Source organism: Chloroflexota bacterium (assembly GCA_015478725.1).
Classification (GTDB): domain Bacteria; phylum Chloroflexota; class Limnocylindria; order Limnocylindrales; family CSP1-4; genus C-114.
On the sequence record JADMIG010000008.1, the window covers coordinates 1 to 18,753 of the forward strand.

Annotated in this window: 11 protein-coding genes, 1 tRNA gene and 2 pseudogenes; 8 read left to right on the plus strand and 6 right to left on the minus strand. The window is 71.2% G+C overall.

The window, feature by feature from the left end; genetic code table 11:
* Nucleotides 1-167: hypothetical protein (locus IVW53_07315; protein MBF6605377.1), on the plus strand; the 167-nt coding region annotated here is incomplete at its 5' end.
* 45 nt (nucleotides 168-212) lie between these two features.
* Here IVW53_07315 and IVW53_07320 read toward each other — a convergent pair.
* From IVW53_07320 to IVW53_07330, 3 genes are all read right to left on the minus strand, one after another.
* Entirely contained in the window at nucleotides 213-4,175 is a 3,963-nt protein-coding gene (locus IVW53_07320; protein ID MBF6605378.1) for a PHP domain-containing protein, read from the minus strand.
* Between the two features lie 653 nt (nucleotides 4,176-4,828).
* Nucleotides 4,829-5,077: a hypothetical protein gene (locus tag IVW53_07325; GenBank protein ID MBF6605379.1), complete on the minus strand. Its 249-nt coding sequence runs from the start codon at nucleotides 5,075-5,077 to the stop codon at nucleotides 4,829-4,831.
* Nucleotides 5,074-6,450 (minus strand): DNA polymerase Y family protein, encoded by a 1,377-nt coding sequence (locus IVW53_07330; protein ID MBF6605380.1) that lies wholly within the window; start codon nucleotides 6,448-6,450, stop codon nucleotides 5,074-5,076. Before IVW53_07330 ends, IVW53_07325 begins: the two co-directional genes overlap by 4 nt.
* Before the next feature lie 1,019 nt (nucleotides 6,451-7,469).
* Here IVW53_07330 and IVW53_07335 point away from each other — a divergent pair.
* From IVW53_07335 to IVW53_07345, 3 genes are all read left to right on the plus strand, one after another.
* Entirely contained in the window at nucleotides 7,470-8,264 is a 795-nt protein-coding gene (locus IVW53_07335; GenBank protein ID MBF6605381.1) for a response regulator transcription factor, read from the plus strand.
* On the plus strand, nucleotides 8,261-9,325 hold the full coding sequence (locus IVW53_07340) for a HAMP domain-containing histidine kinase (GenBank protein ID MBF6605382.1): 1,065 nt from the start codon (nucleotides 8,261-8,263) through the stop codon (nucleotides 9,323-9,325). Before IVW53_07335 ends, IVW53_07340 begins: the two co-directional genes overlap by 4 nt.
* Nucleotides 9,326-9,410: 85 nt before the next feature.
* A tRNA-Ala gene (locus tag IVW53_07345) sits at nucleotides 9,411-9,486 on the plus strand.
* Between the two features lie 502 nt (nucleotides 9,487-9,988).
* Here IVW53_07345 and IVW53_07350 read toward each other — a convergent pair.
* Nucleotides 9,989-10,339, minus strand: a pseudogene (locus IVW53_07350) (recombinase zinc beta ribbon domain-containing protein).
* A 210-nt stretch (nucleotides 10,340-10,549) separates the two neighbouring features.
* Nucleotides 10,550-11,599: pseudogene (locus IVW53_07355) on the minus strand (recombinase family protein).
* Between the two features lie 1,021 nt (nucleotides 11,600-12,620).
* Between IVW53_07355 and IVW53_07360 the strand changes: the two are divergent.
* Together IVW53_07360 and IVW53_07365 are read left to right on the plus strand one after the other, a co-directional pair.
* Entirely contained in the window at nucleotides 12,621-13,235 is a 615-nt protein-coding gene (locus tag IVW53_07360; protein ID MBF6605383.1) for an RNA polymerase sigma factor, read from the plus strand.
* Between the two features lie 22 nt (nucleotides 13,236-13,257).
* Nucleotides 13,258-15,024 carry a hypothetical protein gene (locus IVW53_07365; protein ID MBF6605384.1) on the plus strand — a complete coding sequence of 589 codons (1,767 nt, stop codon included), beginning with the start codon at nucleotides 13,258-13,260 and terminating at the stop codon, nucleotides 15,022-15,024.
* A 405-nt stretch (nucleotides 15,025-15,429) separates the two neighbouring features.
* Here the strand turns inward: IVW53_07365 and IVW53_07370 are convergent, their stop codons facing one another.
* Nucleotides 15,430-16,518, minus strand: coding sequence for an IS630 family transposase (locus IVW53_07370; GenBank protein MBF6605385.1), 1,089 nt, complete (start codon nucleotides 16,516-16,518; stop codon nucleotides 15,430-15,432).
* Between the two features lie 227 nt (nucleotides 16,519-16,745).
* Between IVW53_07370 and IVW53_07375 the strand changes: the two genes are divergently transcribed.
* Both IVW53_07375 and IVW53_07380 read left to right on the plus strand, forming a co-directional pair.
* Nucleotides 16,746-17,315 (plus strand): hypothetical protein, encoded by a 570-nt coding sequence (locus IVW53_07375; GenBank protein MBF6605386.1) that lies wholly within the window; start codon nucleotides 16,746-16,748, stop codon nucleotides 17,313-17,315.
* 239 nt (nucleotides 17,316-17,554) lie between these two features.
* Nucleotides 17,555-18,598: a hypothetical protein gene (locus IVW53_07380; protein ID MBF6605387.1), complete on the plus strand. Its 1,044-nt coding sequence runs from the start codon at nucleotides 17,555-17,557 to the stop codon at nucleotides 18,596-18,598.
* The last annotated feature ends 155 nt before the right edge of the window (nucleotides 18,599-18,753 follow it).

An 18,753-nucleotide genomic window follows, 5' to 3' on the forward strand; every position in this document is an offset into this window, starting at 1 on the left:
TCGGCGCGCCGCTGACGCTCGTCGCCGGCGGCGGCCTGACGATCATCGCCCTGGGGGTGGTGCTCGCCTGGTACCCGGATCTGTGGCGCCTCAGGATCGCCGCCGTCGAAACGCCGGAGGGCGCCCTCCGGCCGGTGACGGAGGCCGAGCGACCGCCGGATCGATAGGCACGGACGCGTCAGCCGGCCGCAGCCGGATCGACCCGTGCCGGGTCAGCCGAGCCGCCGCATCCCCGCGTGGCCGAGCTGCCGAACGCCGATCGGGCGGTCCGGTCCACCCACGGCCACGACCGCCTCGGGCAGCGCCCGGGCGTCCCTCGCCACGACGTTGACGACGTTCCCCTCGCGCTGAAGCTCGCCGTCGACGAGGAGGAGGGCGTGGCGCCTGACGACACTCCGGAGTCGCGCCCAGGTGTCCGGCCAGAGGGTGACATTCACCATCCCGGTCTCGTCCTCGAGGGCGAGGAAGACCGTGCCCTTCGCCGTCATCGGGTGCTGACGGGTCACGACGAGCCCGCCGATCCGCACCGCCCCGGGCCGCCGATCCGCGAGGGACCCGTTCGTCGCGGCGCCGAGCCGATCGAGTGCCGGACGGAACAGCTCCACCACCTGCCGTTGCGCATCGAGGCCGATGATCGCGTATGCGTCACCGAGCCGTTCGGTCTCGGTCAGCGGCGGCGATCCGGGGGCGGGGGTCGCCGGAAGACGGAGATCCGACGGGCGTCCCGCAGCACGGGTGATCGCCGGGTGGGAGGCAGTCCGGTTCGCACCGACCACCTCGCGGAGCTGCCAGAGGAGTTCGCGGCGCGGCCGCCCGAGCGGATCGAGGGCTCCGACACGGATGAGTCGCTCGAGGACCTCCTCGGGGAGTCCGGTCCGCTCGACGACATCGGCCAGGCTCGTGTACGGACCGCGGGCGAGTTCCGCATCCAGCCGCTCCGCCTGCTCCTCACCGATGCCCTTGACGAGCCCGAGACCGAGTCTCACCCCCCAGCCGATCGCACTCTCGGCCGCCCACCGTCGGCGTGCCCCGGCATCCGGGACGACGCAGGCCGACGCCGAAGCCGGGTCGACGCCCTTCGCCCAGTCCGGCATCCCCACCCATTCCGTCGTCGTCCGGAAGCTGCTCGCGTTGAGGTCCACCGGCAGAACCGTGACACCGTGCCGCTTCGCGTCGTTGACGAGGACCTCCACCGGGTAGAAGCCCATCGGCTGGGCGTTGATGAGCCCGACGACGAACTGGGCCGGATAGAACAGCTTGAGGAACGCCGACTCGTAGGCCGTCCGGGCGAACGCGGCCGCGTGCGACTTCGCGAACCCGAAGCTCGCGAACGCGGCCACCTGGCGGAAGAGCTCCTCCGCCATCGGTTCGTCCATCCCCGGCTGCCGCAGGCACCCGTCCACGAACCGCCGGTGGAGCTTCTCCATCTCCCGGCTCGAACGCCACGTGCCCATCGCCCGCCGGAAGCCATCCGAGTCGGCCGGGCTGAAACCGGCGACATCGATGGCGATCCGCATGACCTGTTCCTGGTAGAGGATGACGCCGAGGCTGTCGCGAAGGATCGGCTCGAGGCTCGGGTGGAGGTACGTCACCGGCTCGAGGCCCTGCTTGCGTCGCAGGTACGGATGGACCGCGTTGCCCTGGATCGGGCCCGGCCGGATGATCGCGACCTCCACGACGAGGTCGTCGAGGTTCTGCGGTCGCGACTTCGGCAGCGTCTGCATCTGGGCCCGGCTCTCGACCTGGAAGACGCCCACCGTGTCCGCCGCCTGGAGCATCGCGAAGACCTCGGCGATCTCCTCCGGCAGGCGGTCGAGGTCGAGACAGGTCGCGCAGTCGTGCTCGATGAGCTGGAGCGTCTCGTCGATCGCGGCGAGCATGCCGAGGCCGAGCAGGTCGAGCTTGATGAGCCTGAGCGTCTCGACATCGCGCTTGTCGAACTGGACGACGACGCGGTCCTTCATCGTCGCTCGCTCGAGTGGCGCGATGTCGATGAGCGGCGCGGCGGTCACGAGCATCCCGCCCGAATGGATGCTCAGGTGGCGGGGGAAGCCATCGATGCGGGCACAGAACTCGAGCCAGCGCTCCCAGTCGGACAGGCCGCGCGTGCTGCCACCGCGAGGCTGGGGCGGCGGCGCGGGTCGTCGCTCGGACGCTGGTCGTCCCGGCGCAAGGGACCCCGGCGCGGACGCTGGCCGTCCCGGCGCGACGACCCGATCGCGGTGGGTGAGATAGCCGGTCCCGCGCCCGGCTCGAAGCCAGGCGACGCTCGCTGGCGTGTCGCCCGGTCCGCCCTCATCGTCACCGGGACCACCCGTCCGGGTGGATGGCCCGCCGGGCAACCCCATCTCAGGCTCGTCCGATCGCCGGAAGAACTGCCCGAAGCCACCCTCCGACTCGAGGTCGCGACGGACCGTGACGCTGTCATACGTCTCGAGTGCCTTCGCCACCCGATCGACGAGCGGCCGCGGGAACCCGAGCGCGATCCCCACCTCTCGCACCGCCGACCTGGCCCGGTACGTGACGAGATTGCAGACCATGCCGGTGTGTTCCGATCCGTACCGCCGGTACACGTACTGGATCACCTCCTCTCGCCGCGCCGACGAGAAGTCGATGTCGACGTCCGGATACGTCGTCCGGCCCTCATTGATGAACCGCTCGAAGAGGAGGTTGTGGCGGATCGGGTCCACCCGGGTGATCCCGAGGACGTAGGCGACGAGCGAATCCGCCGCGCTCCCCCGTCCCTGGGCGGGGATGCCGCGCTCGCGGGCGAACCGCATGAGATCCCAGCAGATGAGGAAGAACTCGGCGAGGCCGGTCCGTTCGATGACGTCGAGCTCGTGGGCGAGCTGGGTCACGACCGCCGGGGTCATCGGATGGTAGCGGCGGCGGACTCCCGTCCAGCACAGGTCCGAGAGGTGACTGAACGGCGTCTCCCCACCGGGCACCGGGAACCCGGGGAACCGATACCGCTCGAACCCGAGATCCACCGTGCACGCCGCCGCGAGCTCGGCGGCCGAGCGGATGCCCTCGGCCCAGGCACGGGCCGTCCGCGCGTCGTCCATCGAGCCGACGGCGGTCGCAGGGTCACCCGGCGGCAACGCCGCGAGCTCGCCGGCCGACTTGAGGTAGTGCTCGCCGGACGGGGACCGCAGGTCGCCGAGCGTGTCGAGCGTCCGGCCGTGACGGATCGCGGTGAGGACATCGTGGAGCTCACGATCCGTCGGTTCGGCGTAGTGGACATCGTTCGTGACGACGACCGGCAAGCCGAGATCGTCGGCGAGCGCCGCCGTCTCCGCCACGAGCCAGTCGTCACCGGGGAGGAGGTGATGACCGAGCTCGAGGACGAACCCCGCCGAGGCGACCGCCGAGCCCTCTCGGACCGCCGGGCGACCGCTCGCCGCCGAACCGCCGCTTCCCGCCGGGCCGCTGCTCCGCGCCGGGCGACCGCTCGCCGCCGAACCGCTGAACAGTCGCGCATATCGCTCGCCCACAGCCCGGGCGCCCTCGAGGTCACCGGCGATGAGCCGTCGGGCGATCTCGCCGTCGCGGCAGCCTGAGAGCGCGACGATGCCCTCGACGTGCTCGGCGAGGAGTGCCTGGGTGAACCGTGGGACACCCTTCGTCCCGGCCATGTTCGCCCGGGAGACGAGGCGGCAGAGGCTCCGATACCCGGCCGCATCCCGGGCGAGAAGGACGAGGTGCGGCCCGCGCATCGCGGGGCTCACACCTCGAAGGTCCTCCCTGACCACCGGCCGGTGTCCGGGAGGTCGAGCCCGATCGGGCCGTGGCCGAGCCGGCAGCCCGTCCACGGGGACGCGTCCCGCGAACGGCACTCGCGCGGATCCTCGATCCACCCAGTCCCCGCCATCCACCTCGCGGCGGCCGCGAGCCCCACCGGACGACCGTCGTGGCGGCACCACGATCCCGCCCGGATCCGGGACGGCCGGGTTGACGAGCTCGATCTCCACCCCGATGACCGGATGGAGGCCCGCCGCCTCGGCCGCCGTCGCGAAGCGCACGACCCCGTAGAGGCCCTGATGATCGGTGATGGCGAGACCGGTCAGGCCGAGACGGACCGCTCGTTCGATGAGCTCGTCCGGCGGCGACGCCCCGTCGAGGAACGAGAAGTTCGTGTGGCAATGGAGCTCGGCGTAGGGGGTCGAGTCGGTCATCGGGACCGTCCATGATAGAACAGATGTTCTACCATGTGATCCGCAACATCGCGTCCCTCAACCGCGTCTCAGAGCCGCGATGAAGCAGATCGTCCCGAAGGTCAGATGGCTCGCCCGACCGGTCGCCCTGACCATCGTCGTCGTCCTGCTCATCGAGGTCCTCCTCCCCCTCGCACTCGCCACCGCATCCGGTCCGGCGAGCTGAACTCGGCTCTCCCGGGCCTGGGGGTCCGGGAGAGCCGATACGAGGCACCTCCGTCGAGCACGCCACGGTAGGATGCCCTGGCACCCACCTGTCCTCGGCACTGACAGAGGAGACGACGCCGATGGGACCACGACCGCGCGACATCCTCGGAGCCGGCCTGTTGACGGTCGTCCTCATGGGGCTCGTCGTCCTGCTGTTCATCGGGAATCTCCATCCCTGAGACGCGCGCAGCCACCGCGCACGATGGGCCGGATGCAGCTACGATTCAGATCGGGTCGGCCGAGATCCGATCCACACGGTCTGGGGGTGATCATGCAGTCGGCGAAGCCTCGCGATCTGGGGCTCCTCGTCCTCGTCGTCGGCCTGTTCGCGATCCTCTTCCTGAGCTCGCTCATCGTCGGCTCACCGGCTGTCCGCTGATCCGGCCAAGGGCGGCCGGTTCCCTCGGTCAGTCGTACAGCCGTTCGAGATGCCATGTCCCGTCGACCCGATCGAGATAGACGAGGGCCAGCCAGCGGGACCCCACGATCTTGAAGTAGTCGCGCGCGATCGGATCGCGCCACCACGATTCGTCGATCCGCCAGCGGGCGCAGACCTCCACCGGTTCCCACCGATCACCCCAGCGGATCGCGGCGGGACGACCGTCCGGACCGAGTCTGGCCTCGATCGACGGATGCTCGCGGAGGAGGCGGGTCATCGAACGCCCGGCCGCGCGCCCGGACCGGAACCCGGCCGCGCGCCCTGGCCGGAGCCTGCCGCACCGGAGCCTGCCGCACCGGAGCCTGCCGCACCGGAGTCGATGTCCACCCACCGCCAGCGCGCCTCGGCGAGCGGCGCCTCCGGATCGACGATCTCCATCCGCCGGATCCGATCGTCGCCGAAGGTCAGGGCGAGTCGGGCGAGCTGCCAGCCAAGCCGCGACGCGCGAGCCGCCTGTGGGACGAACAGCGACAGCTGCTGACCGGCGGCCGGGACGACACCGGCGAGCTCCAGCTCCATCCGCTCGACCGATGCGGGCGGCGGCGTCCGCTCGAGGCGGGCGAACAGGAGGCGCTCGATCACCGAACCCTCGGCCGTGGGCTCGGGGAGTCGCTGGCGGTACTCGACGACGGGCGGTCCGGTGGCGGCCGTGACCGGACCGTCGGTCGCGGCCGGGGCGTCGAGCGTCAGTCGGAGGTACGCGTCGGCGGCGGCCATCCCGCGGCCGGCGAGTTGATCGGCAAGGACGGCCACGAGTCGATGGAGGAGGAACCGGAGCGGTTCGAGGTCGTCGACCGGCGGCTCGATCGGGAGGGCGAACGCGAGGCGTTCCGGCGCCCGGCGGGGCATGAACGGCTCCGTCTCCTCTCCGCGGGACCGGGCCCGGATGCGTCCCCCCTCCGGTCCGAACCGGGCGACGAGCGCCGAGCGCGGGATCTCCGCGATCTGCCCGATCCGTCGAAGTCCGAGCCGGACGAGTCGAGCCCGGATCTCCGCATCTCCGGTGAGGAGCGCGGAGGGGAACGGGGCGAGGAACGCCGCCTCCGCTCCAGGCGGGACGGATCGGAGCCCCATCCGTGAGAGGTCGGACCCCGCCGGGGTGGGCGCGGCATCGCTGGCGGCGATGAGGGCCGCGAAGCGTGTCCCGGCGATCCCCGCCCGCGGCGCGCCGGGCAGGAGCGTCTCGAGCGCCTCGACGACTCCCCGGACAAGCGTCGGCTCCGGACCCCACAGCCGCTCGAGGCCGTCGAGCTGGAGCTCGATCCGCCCGACGGCAGGGTGACCGGCATCCGTCTCCCCGGCCACGCCTGGGCTGAACCGGGCGAGCCGTTCGAGCACACGTTCGAGCGCCGCCGCGTCGGACGCCGGATCAGGGTCGAGGAAGACCGCCTCAGGGGCGAGTCGCTGGGCGCTCCCGAGCGACATCCCCCTTCGGACGCCGAGCGCTCGGGCGTCCGGACTCGCGTCGAGCACGATCCCGGGCGTCCATGGCTGACCGCCGAGGATCACCGGCCCCTGCGGGAACGAGGCGGAGCGCGACCGGGCGAGCCGGAGGAGGAGATGCGGCCAGTGGAGGTGGAGGAGGCGCATGGGTGGAGGTCCCGGGGGTCGGATGGATGGGGGCATCCGCGACAGGGGCGGTGGAAACGGACCGGATGCCGTTGAGCGGCATATCCCGGAGCAGCCGCTCATCGCCGAGACGACGGTCCGCCTCCCCGCCTTCGGCGTAGAGGATCCGCACCTCCGCCCGCCTCCCCGGCGGTCCGGACCGATCGCGGACGATCGCCACCTCCGTCCGCTGGCCGACGATGTCCCGCCCGAGCCGGATCCACGACCGCCGGACGAGCTCGAAGTGGAGTCCCGTCGACTCGGCGAGCGCGCTTGCCAGGTGCCCCGGCAGGCCCGGCGGCTGGAGGAGGACGAGGAGGGTCCCGGCCCGCCGGGCGAGTGCCGCGAGCCGATGGATCCGGTCCGCCGTTCCGCCATGCGGGCGGTGTCCACCCCCGGGCGGCCGCTCGACCGCGAGATCCGCAACGAGGAGATCCACCGTCCTGCCCTGGAGGAGCTGACCGGCCATCGACAGGCCCTCGTCGAGCGACGCCGGCGTGAGGACGACAAGCCATTCGAGCCGAACCCCACGGGCGACCGCCTCCACCGGGTCGAGGCCACGGGCGAGGTCGAGCCAGGCGACGATCGACCCGCTCGCCTGCGCCTCCGCCACGAGCCGGAGGGCGAGCGTCGTCTTGCCGCTCGAGTGATCGCCACGGAGCGAGAGGCCGACGTGGCGGGGGACGCCGCCCGGACCGAGGATCGCATCGAGCGCGGCGAACCCGGTGGACACGACGTTCCCATCCGCCGTTCCAGGCCACCGTGGAGCTGCGGCGCCCCAGCGATCCCGGAGGGTCGCGAGAACGGCCGTGACATCGGCGGAGGCGGTGGCCATCGCCGATCATGATAGAACATCTGTTCTATCAGTCAAGGCCCGGGCAGCCTCCGGATGGTCCCGGGACGGCCCCACGGTCTCCGGAACCGGCCCCACGACGCTCCCGCCCATCGTCACGAGAACGTCAACGAGCCCCATTACGCTGCTCGATACGATGACGTCCATCATGACCGCACCCCGCCGCGGGACGATCGATCCCGCCCTCCGCCCGCCCGGTCCGATCCTCGTCGTGGACGACGATCCGAAGATCGTCCGGCTCGTCCGGACCTACCTCGAGCGCGATGGGTTCGACGTCGTGGGCGCCGCGGACGGACGGACCGCCCTCGCGGCGATCGAACGCCATCGGCCGGCCCTCGTGATCCTCGACCTCATGCTCCCCGAGATCGACGGGCGGGACGTCATCCGGGCCCTCCGGCACACCGAGCAGGCGGACGGACGGCCAGCCGTCCCCGTCCTCATCCTCTCCGCCCGCGGATCGCTCGGCGACCGGATCGCCGGGTTCGAGGACGGCGCCGACGATTACCTGCCGAAGCCGTTCTCCCCCGCCGAGCTCGTCCTCCGGGTCGGAGCCATCCTCCGGCGCGTCGCCACCGAGCCCGCCATCGAGGTCACCGCCGGTGGCCTTATCGACGGGTCGGGTCGGCCGCCGCTTCGCCAGGCAGACCTCGTGGTCGACCGTGAGCGGCACGAGGTGACCCGGGGCGGCGAGCGGATCCCGCTCACGAACGTCGAGTTCCGGCTCCTCGAGACGCTCCTCGAGGCGGACGGGCGAGTCCTCTCGCGCGACCAGCTGCTCGACGCGGTGTACGGCTCGGATGCGACCGACGTCCTCGACCGGACGATCGACGTCCACGTGGGTCGTCTCCGCGACAAGCTCGCCGACGACGCGGACCGGCCGCGATACGTCATGACGGTCCGCGGCGTCGGATATCGGAGCGCGCCGGTGGATCCCGGCCGATGATCGGCCGGGGGATCGCCGGGCGGATCGCACTCGCGGCACTCGCCTCGGCGGCGGTCGGCCTGCTCATCCTCGTGGCGGGCGTCCAGATCGTCGGCTCGCAGGTCTTCACCCGGCTCATGGAGACCCACGGCAGTCAGGCGAGCGATGCGCAGGCGATGTTCGACCAGTCCGTCACGTGGGTCGTCGCCGTCGCGGCGGTCATCGCGATCCTCGCGAGCCTGATCCTGGCGATGGCTTTCGGCCGCCGGCTCGCCGGCCCGCTCGGACGGATTGGTGGAGCAGCGCGGCGCATCGCGGACGGCGACTACGGCGCTCGGGTGCCGCGTGACGGCCCGGAGGAGCTCGTGAGCCTCGCCGATTCCTTCAACCAGATGGCGGCCTCGCTCGAGGACCAGGAGCGGCTGCGACGGGATTTCATCGCGAACGCGGCCCACGAGCTCCGCACCCCGTTGACGAACCTGCAGGGCTATCTCGAGGCGCTTCGCGACGGCGTCATCACCGCGGACCGGGCGACGTACGTGTCGCTCTGGGAGGAGGCCGACCGTCTCGTCCGGCTGTCACGGTCGCTCGACACGCTCGCCGAGGGCGATGCCGCGGAGGGGCCGCCGACGCTCGTCGAGGTGGATCTCGCGGCAGCGGTGCGGGCCGCTCTCGAGCGGGCAGCGCCGGCCGTCGAACGGGCCGGCCTGACGGTGACCCCCGAGCTGCCGGTCCGACTTCCGGCCCGGGCGGACCCGGACCACCTGAGCCGGATCCTCGACAACCTCGTCTCGAACGCCGTGCGCTACACACCGGCCGGAGGCAGCGTCGTCGTCCGTGCCGAACGACGTCCGGCGGACTCGCTCGTGTCCATCTCGAACACCGGCGACGAGATCCCGCCGGACGATCTGGGCCGAGTCTTCGAGCGCTTCTATCGGGTCGAGAAATCGCGCGACCGGGCGCGCGGCGGGGCTGGGATCGGGCTGGCCATCGTCAAGCAGCTCGTGGAGGCGGGCGGCGGACGCGTCGGCGTCGAATCGCGCGAGGGTCTCACGCGATTCTGGTTCAGCCTGCCGGCCTGAGACGCGCCGGGCGGCCACACCGGAACGCGACCGAGCCCGTGCTACACTCTCGCCCGGTCGGCCCTCCGCGGACGCCGCGCCCCGTGGGGATGTAGCTCAGCTGGAAGAGCACCGCGTTCGCATCGCGGGGGTCAGGGGTTCGAGTCCCCTCATCTCCACCATTCCCTTCTGTTCGCGAACCGCATCCTCTCCTTCCCATGCCCCCGGCGACACCGGCGCCCTCGGCACCCGGTAGGTCGGTCGGATGTCGGTCGGCGACACGACCCGGATCTCCTCGATCAGGAGGCGCAGCAGCGCCTTGGTGCGCGGCGTCGGGATCTGCTCCAGGATCTCACCAAGGGCCTCGCTGAGCGACCAGGAGATGAAGGCGATCTCGTCGGGACCGATTGCCTGCTCGGTCACACCGTCTGGGAGAGCCGCCCGTTCGTCCTCGATCGTCCGGATGCGAGCCTGGAGGCCCTCCACCCGCTCCCGGCAGAGCTCCGGGCTCAGCTGCCCGGCTTCGAAGCTCGCGAAGTAGCGATCGATCCGGACCCGCAGCTCGGCGGCCTCGGCGTCGAGCGCGACTCGCTTTTCGGCATGGGCGACCTCGGACGTGCGCAGCGCGGCCTCCATCTCCTCGATGGCCGCGCCGATCAATGAGGTGTCGGCGTAGACCTCGCTCATCTGTCCGAGGATCGCCTTCTCCAACTCGTCCTTGGGCAGGCGCGCCTGATCGCAGCCCGCGCGCCCGTAGCGGCTCCGGGCGTAGCAGGTGTAGTAGGCGTAGCGGCGACCACCGCGGCCCCGTGCGGCCGCACCGATGAGGCGATGGCCGCAGCGGTCGCACACGATGGGGAGGCCGGAGAGGAGGTAGTCCGACCCGTCGGTGCGGCGCGAGCCGGGCTCCGCGGCGCGCCGTGCCAGGATCGCGCCGGCCGCATCGAACAGCCCTTGCTCCACGAGCGGCTCGTGATGCCCGATGTACCAGACGCCGCGGAACGGCACCTCGCCGAGATAGACCCGGTTGCGCAGGATGTCGAGGATCGCCGTGCGCGACCAGAGGTGGCCGTAGCGGGTGCGCAGGCCACGGGCGTTCAGCGCAGCCGCGATGACCGTCGAGCCTTGCCGATCTTCCGCGTAGCGGTGGAAGATCTCGCGCAGCACCGGGGCCGCCGCCGGATCGGGCGAGAGGCCGGCCGTCCCGTCGAGCTTGCGGTACCCGAAGGGGTACGTCCCGACCGTCCACCCGCCGCTCTTCGCCTTGCGCTCCATGCCCGCGGCGATGCGCTCGACGATCGAGGAACGCTCGAACTGGGCGAAGACGCCCAGCATCTGCATCATCATGAGCCCGGCAGGGGTGGCGGTGTCGAAGGGCTCGGTGGCCGAGCGGAAGGCGACCCCCACCACCTGGAGCTCCTCGATGAGGGTCCCGAGCTGGGCCAGGTTGCGGCTCAGCCGATCAACCCGATAGGTGAGGAGCAGGTCGAACCCGCCCGCGGCCGCGGCCGCCCGCGCCGCCGCGAGGTCGGGACGCTCCAGGCTCTTGCCGGAGGCCCGGTCAACGTAGCGGGCGACGATGTGCCAGCCGGGCTGGCTCGCGACATACGCGTCGAGGCGGTCGCTCTGGGCGCCGAGCGAGTAGGGCTGGTTCGTCTCGTCGGTGCTGATGCGGCAGTACGTCGCGACCCGCACGGGCGCATCCGCGCTCACGGCGTCTCCTCCCCGCCCTCGGTCGCCAGCTGCGCGATGCTCGTCCCGAGGAGCCGGGCAGCGTCGTCCGCATCGGACTCGGACAGCGGGGCGAACCCGGGGGCGCCGAGCCGGATCGTCCGCGCCACCGGCTTGCTCGGTACGAGCCGCTTCACGGCGGCCCCCACGATCGCGACGAGGATGAGCAGCAACACGATCGCGAGGTCGAGCGCGCGGTTGTCCCACGGTGGCCCGGAGCCGCTCGGAGGGGTGGCGGCGTCCCGTTCGTTCACTTCGCGGCCTCCGGCACGCTCGGCGTCGACCGCCAGAAGAGCAGGCTGTAGTTCTGGCCGAACGTCGCCTTCGGCCGGTAGCCGTGCGGCTTGTGGTAGACGTGGGCGCCGCCCTTCTCGCCCGCTTGCTCGGCCCACTCGGCCTCTGGCGCGTACTTGCCACACGCCGCGCAGAAGGCGTGATGGGGCACGAGCGCCGCGAGGCGGCGGGCCTCGCCCTGCGCCGCGGTGAGGTCGCGCCGCGCGCTCGCGAGATCCTCCTTTGCCTGCCGGAGGTCGGCCCTCGCCAACTTGAGGACGGCGCGTTCATCGCGCAGCTGCGAGGTAGTCGCCTTCAGCTCGTCGCGCAGCGTGCGCCCCGCGGCCAGCTGCGCCGCGGTCGCGGCTGCCTCGACCGCGGCCGCGTCACGCCCTTGCTCCAGCTCGGCAACGTGCCCCCGCAGCGTCTCCAGCTCGCCGCTCTCCAAGAGCCGCAGGCCATCGAGGATCGCCCGCCGCTTCGTGCCGCGGCTGAGCCCCAGACGATCCAGGAGATCCGACTCGGTTGGCGTGAACTCGACCAGGAAGCGGCGCTTGTACCGGTCGGCCGGTGGTGGTTGCATAGACTATATATACCACATACAGTCCATCGCAGAGAGCGGCCGGTGGGCCGTAGATACGGGCGAACCCCAGGAGACGGCAGGGTGAACGCGGATTGGACCGGTAGCCGGTAGGAGATCGCCGGTGAGGCGGTAGGCGATCCGGCCAGCGACCCGCTGCGAGACCGAGACCGCCGCTCGATCCGCGATGACCGACGTCGACCCCGCCCCCTCCTGCGCCGGGGCCGCCACAGTCGGACCCGGTCGCGCGCTCTCATACGGCCACCCTGTTGACGATTCACGTCCCCTCCGCCCGCGCGACCCGTCCCGAAAAGGGAGCCTCCCACGACCGTCCGATTCGCGCGGAGGCGCGCCCCGCTCCCAGACCTCCCCAAAGGAGGGGTGGGTCCTTCCGGAACGGGCGACCTTGCGCGGGGGCGCCCAAGTGCGCTCACCCGGCTGGGTCCGCTCGCCAACACGATGACCGCCACCCATCGTGCACTGTACGAGCGCCTGACGGTGGCACGACGTGGACATGCCGGGGCCGCATCGGCCTACCGGAGAACGTCGCGGTTCCAGCCCGCCCCACTTCGCGGACTTCGTCGACGGGACCGCAGGGTGATCGGCCAGACGACCACCCTGCATAGTCAGGTGGCTCTCCGGAGGCGATAGCCGCGTCACTGATACGCCGCGCCCGCTCAGGGTCCTGAACATCTCGTCTCCACGAACCACCCGAACCAAGATGCAAGGATCGTGGCCCGCCGTGCGTATGAGGAGCATGAGGATCCCGACGAAGGCCGCCGCGGCGTCATGAACGACGACGATCCGCGGCGGGCCGCGGTCGAACGGGCCTACCGGGCGCACGCCGATGACGTCTATCGCGTGGCGTATGCGATCCTCCGGGACCCCGACGCCGCCGCGGACACGACCCACGACGCGTTCGCCCGGGCCTATGAGCGGTGGGACCAGTACGACGCGAACCGTCCGCTCCGGCCGTGGCTTCACGCGATCGTCGGCCATCTGGCGCTCGACGCCCTCCGCCGACGCCGCGTCCACGAGCGGACGATGCCGTTCCTCCGGCACGTCGCGGAGATCGCGGCGATCGCGCCGATCGATCTGGCCGCGGGCCCGGAGATGGCGATGGCCCGTCGCGACACCGTCGACGTGGGCCTCGGGATGCTCAGCCCGACGGCACGGGCCGCGATCGTCCTCCGCCACTACTACGGCTACGACTACGTCGAGATCGGGACGTTCCTCGGCACGAGCGCCGGCAACGTCGGCTCGATCCTCAGCCGCGCCCACGCCGAGCTGCGACGGCGCCTTTCGGACGATGCCCCCGCCGACCGGCTCGGCCGTTCGGCGGTCTGACCTCGCGACCACGGAGACGACGATGACGAACGATCGACGGAAGACCGACCCACGCCTCGACGACGACGCCCTGGGCGACCTTGTCCGAAAGGCGGTCGAAGGATGGCGCATGCCGCCGGAGCGGCTCCACGCCACGACGTGGCGGGAGCGGATCGGACCGCGCACCGGTCGCTCGTCGTGGGGTCGCGGCCCGCGCGGTGGGGCTCGCTGGCTCAGCCGCCTCGGGGCCGCCACGTCCGCGGCGATCGTGGCTGCCGTCCTCCTTGCCCTCGTCGCGGTGTGGCTCGGTTCGAACCGCCCCGCGTCCGTCGGCGTCCCGGCGACGCATTCGCCATCCCAGGTCGCCGGTGCGGGGAAGACGCCGGTCCCGACCGCCAATCCCGTCTCGTTCCCGCCGGGCTCGTCGGAGCCGACTGCGGGTCCGTTGCCAGCCTTCGCCCTCTCCGGGCCGCCGCTCGCCGGCCGGGTGATCGCCGGGGCCGGCCAGGGGTTCGTGGCGATCGATCTCGCGACCGGGTCGGCGGGCGCCGATCTCGTTCCGGGTGCCACCTACGGTTCTCGGCTCTTCCATCGTCCGGGCGGTGGGTTGATCTGCGCCTGCCAGGCGTTCGCCTCAACCGACTTCGTCAGCGGGACCATGACGATCGAGATCCGCGTCATCGCCGCTGCGGGCGGGACCGTTCAGCGGATCCCGGTCGAGACGCTCATCGGGAACACCGATCCGTACGCGGGTGGTTACGACACTGCCGGCGTCGTCACGACCGCCGACCTCAGCCCGGACGGACGGACGGTGTACGTCGCCTGGGCGTACCGGACGAGTCCGCTCTGGCACCTCGGCATCGACGTTGTCGATCTCGGGAGCAGGACGGTCGTCCAGAGGATGCGACTCGCCGATCGACCGTCGATCGTGTCCGGATCGCCAGTCGGGATGTGGTTCTCCGCCCTGCGCGCCGCCCCCGACGGATCGAGCGCGATGCTCTCGATCGTCGGCCTCGATGGTGCGGCGGGGATCACGCGCGTCCTGGCGACGATCGCCGGCGGCCGGATCGCGGGCACGACGACCCTGCCGGTCTCGACCCCCACGGTCGGAGGGACTGCCTGCACCGCCGTGGGCGCTGAGGGATGGGCGACCGCGCGGTCGTACTACGCCGTGTGCGCCGGACCGGTGGCCGCAGTCGTCATCGTCGATCTCGCCGGACGCACCATCGCCTCGCAGTGGCTCGCCGGCACCGGCCAGTCGCTCGCGGCCTTCGCGGGAGCCGATGTCGTCGATCGGGTCGCCGGCCTCCTCTATCACTGGGATCCGTTCGCCCGGACCGTCACCCGGGTCGACCTCGCGACCGGTCGGATCACCGGCACGGCAACCGCCGCCCAGGCGGATACGGGCGGCGGCGGGCCGCTCGGCGTCCTCGGCGATCTCGGCCGGACCATCGCGGGCTGGATCGCACCGCAGGCGACGGCGAAGGTCTTCCTCCAGCCGGGACTCGCGCTCGCGCCGGACGGCTCGCGGATCTATGCCCTCGGCGTGGCGTCGAGCGGATCGGGTTCGTCGGGCGTCGACGTCTTCGACACCCGGACGATGACGCAGCTCGACCACTGGGCGCCGGTCGCGGATCTCATCTCGATCGCGGTGAGCCCGGACGGCCGATACGTGTATGTCGCGGGCGCGCCGGGTGGGAATTCCAGTCAGACATACCCTGCCTCGCTCGAGGTCTACGACACGTCCAACGGCGCGCTCCATCTCGTGGCAGGCGATCTCGGCTCAACGTATCTCGCCCTGGTTCCCTGAGGCGGCGTGAGGGCGTAGGGAACAGGCAGGCGGCAGTCGCGCAGTCGACGTAGCCTGAGCTCGCCGGGGTGCGGAGCGGACGGGTCGGTGGCCCTCGGCAAGCTCGAGAGCGACGCCACGTTCGCCCACGTCATCACCGCGGGAGTGGATCACCACCAGCTGGATCGACCTAGCCGGGCTGGTGCGGTCCCTGCCACGATCTGGCGGGGGGCCGCCGAGCTAGTTGTGAGTCCGCGCCGCGATCGAGGGGCGTCACGACGGGGATGCGCGATATCGGCCTCTTGCCGCCCATGACGGTCGTCGCGGGCGACCTGGCGACGATGCTCGTGAACGACCCGATAGGTCCGCGCGACCGTCGCGGCGAGGATGCTGGCGACGAACGATGGATACATCCGGAGCATCCGGCTAGTGTGCCGAGTCCAAGGTCCGCCGACAAAACCGCGCCACGCTGGCGAGGATCTGGTCGGCGCTCCTGGTCCAGATGAAGGGCTTGGGGTTCTCGTTGTAGATCGCGAGGTAGGCGAGGATGGCCGCCTTGAGTTCGGCCGTGCTGCGGTGGGAGCCGCGGCGGATCTGCTTCTCGGTGAGGAGCGCGAAGAACCGCTCGACGAGGTTGAGCCAGGAGGCGCTCGTGGGCGTGAAGTGGAGGTGGTAGCGGGGGTGGCCGACGAGCCAGCGCCGGATGAGCGCCGTCTTGTGGGTGCCGTAGTTGTCGAGGATGACGTGGACCTCGAGCTCGGGCGGCACGCTCGCCTCGATCGTGTCGAGGAACGAGCGGAACTCGACTGCCCGGTGACGCCCGTGGCACTCGCCGATCACTTGGCCGGTCGCCACGTCGAGGGCGGCGAACAGGCTCGTCGTGCCATGGCGCTCGTAGTCGTGGGTATGGCGCTCGACCTGGCCGGGCCGCATCGGCAGCATCGGCGCCGTCCGGTCGAGGGCCTGGATCTGGCTCTTCTCGTCGACGCTCAACACGAGGGCCCGCTCGGGCGGGGCGAGGTACAGCCCCACGATGTCGCGGACCTTCTCGATGAACAAGGGATCGGTACTCAGCTTGAACGTCTCGCTCCGGTGAGGTTGGAGGGCGAAGGCCCGCCAGATCCGGCTGATCGAGCTCTGGCTGAAGCCGGTGGTGGCGGCCATCGAGCGGGTGCTCCAGTGGGTGGCGTCACGCGGCGCCGACTCAAGCGTGATCGCGATGACCCGCTCGACGTCGGCGTCGCCGATCGTCCGCGGGGCGCCCGGCCGCGGTTCGTCGAGCAGGCCGTCGAGGCGCCCGGCGAGGAACCGGCGCCGCCACTTGCCGACGGTCGGCTCGGTGATCCGCAGTGTCGCGGCGATGTCCTTGTTCGAGCGGCCCTCGGCGGCCCCGAGCACGATGCGCGCCCGGACAGCCAGCGCCTGGGCCGTCGTCGGCCGGCGTGTCCACTCGGTCAGCCTCGCCTGTTCCTCCGCCGTCACGGTGAGCTCCTCGAGGGGGCGTCCCCTGGGCATGGCATCCTCCCGGTTCGTGCGGCCACGAGAGATGCCTCTATTATATCACACACTTCTGACTCAGGACACTAGACTCGCCAATGGCCCCCGCCTCTCCCCCGCACCGGACGCTCCGCTCTTCGCGGAGGATGGGACTCACCGGGCGACCGGGGACCGCTCGTCGCGTTCGGCACGTCCCGACGTTCCCGTGCGTCACTGGGAACGAGATGCCGCCGGAGTGTGCTCGAATGGAACATCGCCGCGAGACCGAGGATCTCCCACCGACCACGCGCGTGAAGCCGGCAATGCGCGGGCGTGCGCTGCCCCTTCCGTCGCTCGTGCCGCTGGTCGGCGCACTCGGCGTCCTCCTCGGGTTCATCCTCGCGCCCAAGGGAGTCCCGCTCCCCGCGCCGAGCCCCGTGGCAATCGCGGCAGCCTCGCCCTCGTCCACAGACGCGCCGCGGGCCATCCTCGAGCCCACGGCCGTCCAGAGCGCCGAGCTTCCACCGGGTGGCGGCCTCCCGTTGGCGCAGGCGTTGGCGGCGATGGGGGGGTGGGGGATTTGGGGGATGGGTGTGTCGCCGACGGCCGTCATCTCGGCGCGGATCGTCCGGTATTCGGACGTCTCATCCTTCCACGTGTCCCGCAACCGGGGGGTCTGGGCGATCGTGACCCGGGGGACGTTCCCGTCGATCTCCTGCGGCGGCCTCCGTCCGGGGACCCCGGCACCCTGCCCTGCGCCGGCGACGACCGAGCTGCTCGTCCTAGACTACCACCCGGGCTTCTTCCTGGAGAGCACGATCCCGGCGCCCCCATGACCGTCCGTACGACGCTTCTTCCTCGCGTGACGCCTTCATCGTCGCCACGGCCGAGGCGGCGTCGTCCTGACGAGGTTCTCGGGGCCGAGCGACGGCGTCGGGACCAAGATCCCGAGGGCGACGCTCAGTTTCAGCGCATAACTGCGCACATTCTCGGGTCGGCGGCCGCGCTCCAGGCGCTCACGAGTGCACCGCGTGCTGCCGGACGCATGTCAAGCACCATCCTGCGAGCATGCCTCGTGGCCGTGCTCGTGCTGGGTTGCAGCAATCCGGTGCGAGCCACCTCGCCGCCGACGTCAGCGATCACGCCGAACCCCTCGCCCGTGGCACACATCGAGGCGTACGCGGTCGCCTACGATGCTGTCGGACCAACACTGGTGACGCTGCTCGCCGATGGGTCGATCGGGGAGCGGCGCAGACTCGGCTACGATCCGGTTGTCGCCGTCACACCGGAAGGGATCTTCGTCGCCGCCCTGGATCCGCAGAATCCGCGCTCGGACAGCGCCGGTGGCCGCCTCAGCATGCTCCCGTTCATCGGACCCGATCCCGCATGGACGATCGGGTCTGCCCCTTCCCCCGTGGCCGTGGACGGGCCGGTGGCCAGATGGGCCGCGACATCATTCGCGGGATCCGTGTGGTACGAGAGCTCGATATTGGACGGATCGTTCTACAAGGACTCGCTGGTGAGCGTCGATCCGGCGAGCAGGCGCATCGCAACGATCGCCCTCGATGGCTGCGGAGTCGGCCAGCTCCTTGCCTTCGAGCAGGTCCACGCGATGGCGCTCGTCTGTGCCGCGCCGGGGCGGGCGTGGATCATTGCCGGAGGCCAGCTCGGAGGTTCGCTGCCGCTCGGCGCGTACGACATCGTCGCCGCTGCGTCGACCGGCAGGACGGCGTTTGTGACGGCGAGCCAGCTCGGCCTCATTGACGTGCACGATCTTGAACAGCGCGTCACCCGAGTCTGGGACTTCAGCCCCCTCCGCGCGGTGCGAGACCAGCTGCAGGTGGCGGGAGGTCAGGCGGCCGTCGGACTCGAGTCGGCAGCAGACGTCTCAGCGGGCGGGTTCACGCGCGTCGGTATCGTCACCCTCGCGACGGCGTCGGCTGTGCAGTTCGGGCTCGACCGCCCCGCCACCGCGCTCGCGTTGACGCCTGATGGCATCCTGATCGCGTCGACCGATGGGTGTGTGCGCCTGTACAGCCGAGATGGTCGAGGGAGCACCGCAGCGTGGTGCGGCGTGACGTCGGTCGCGCAACTGCTCGTACTGCCTCCCGGCCGATGAGGCGACGCCCACGCCAGCCGGATGGACCTACTTTTCACCGAACCAGTCGACACGGCCGGTGTAGACAACCATGGTATAGTCACTGAGTGACTACCGGCTGGAATGGTGTGATGCCGACTCCTATGGTCTCGCTGACTGCCGCTCTCCCTGTCTCC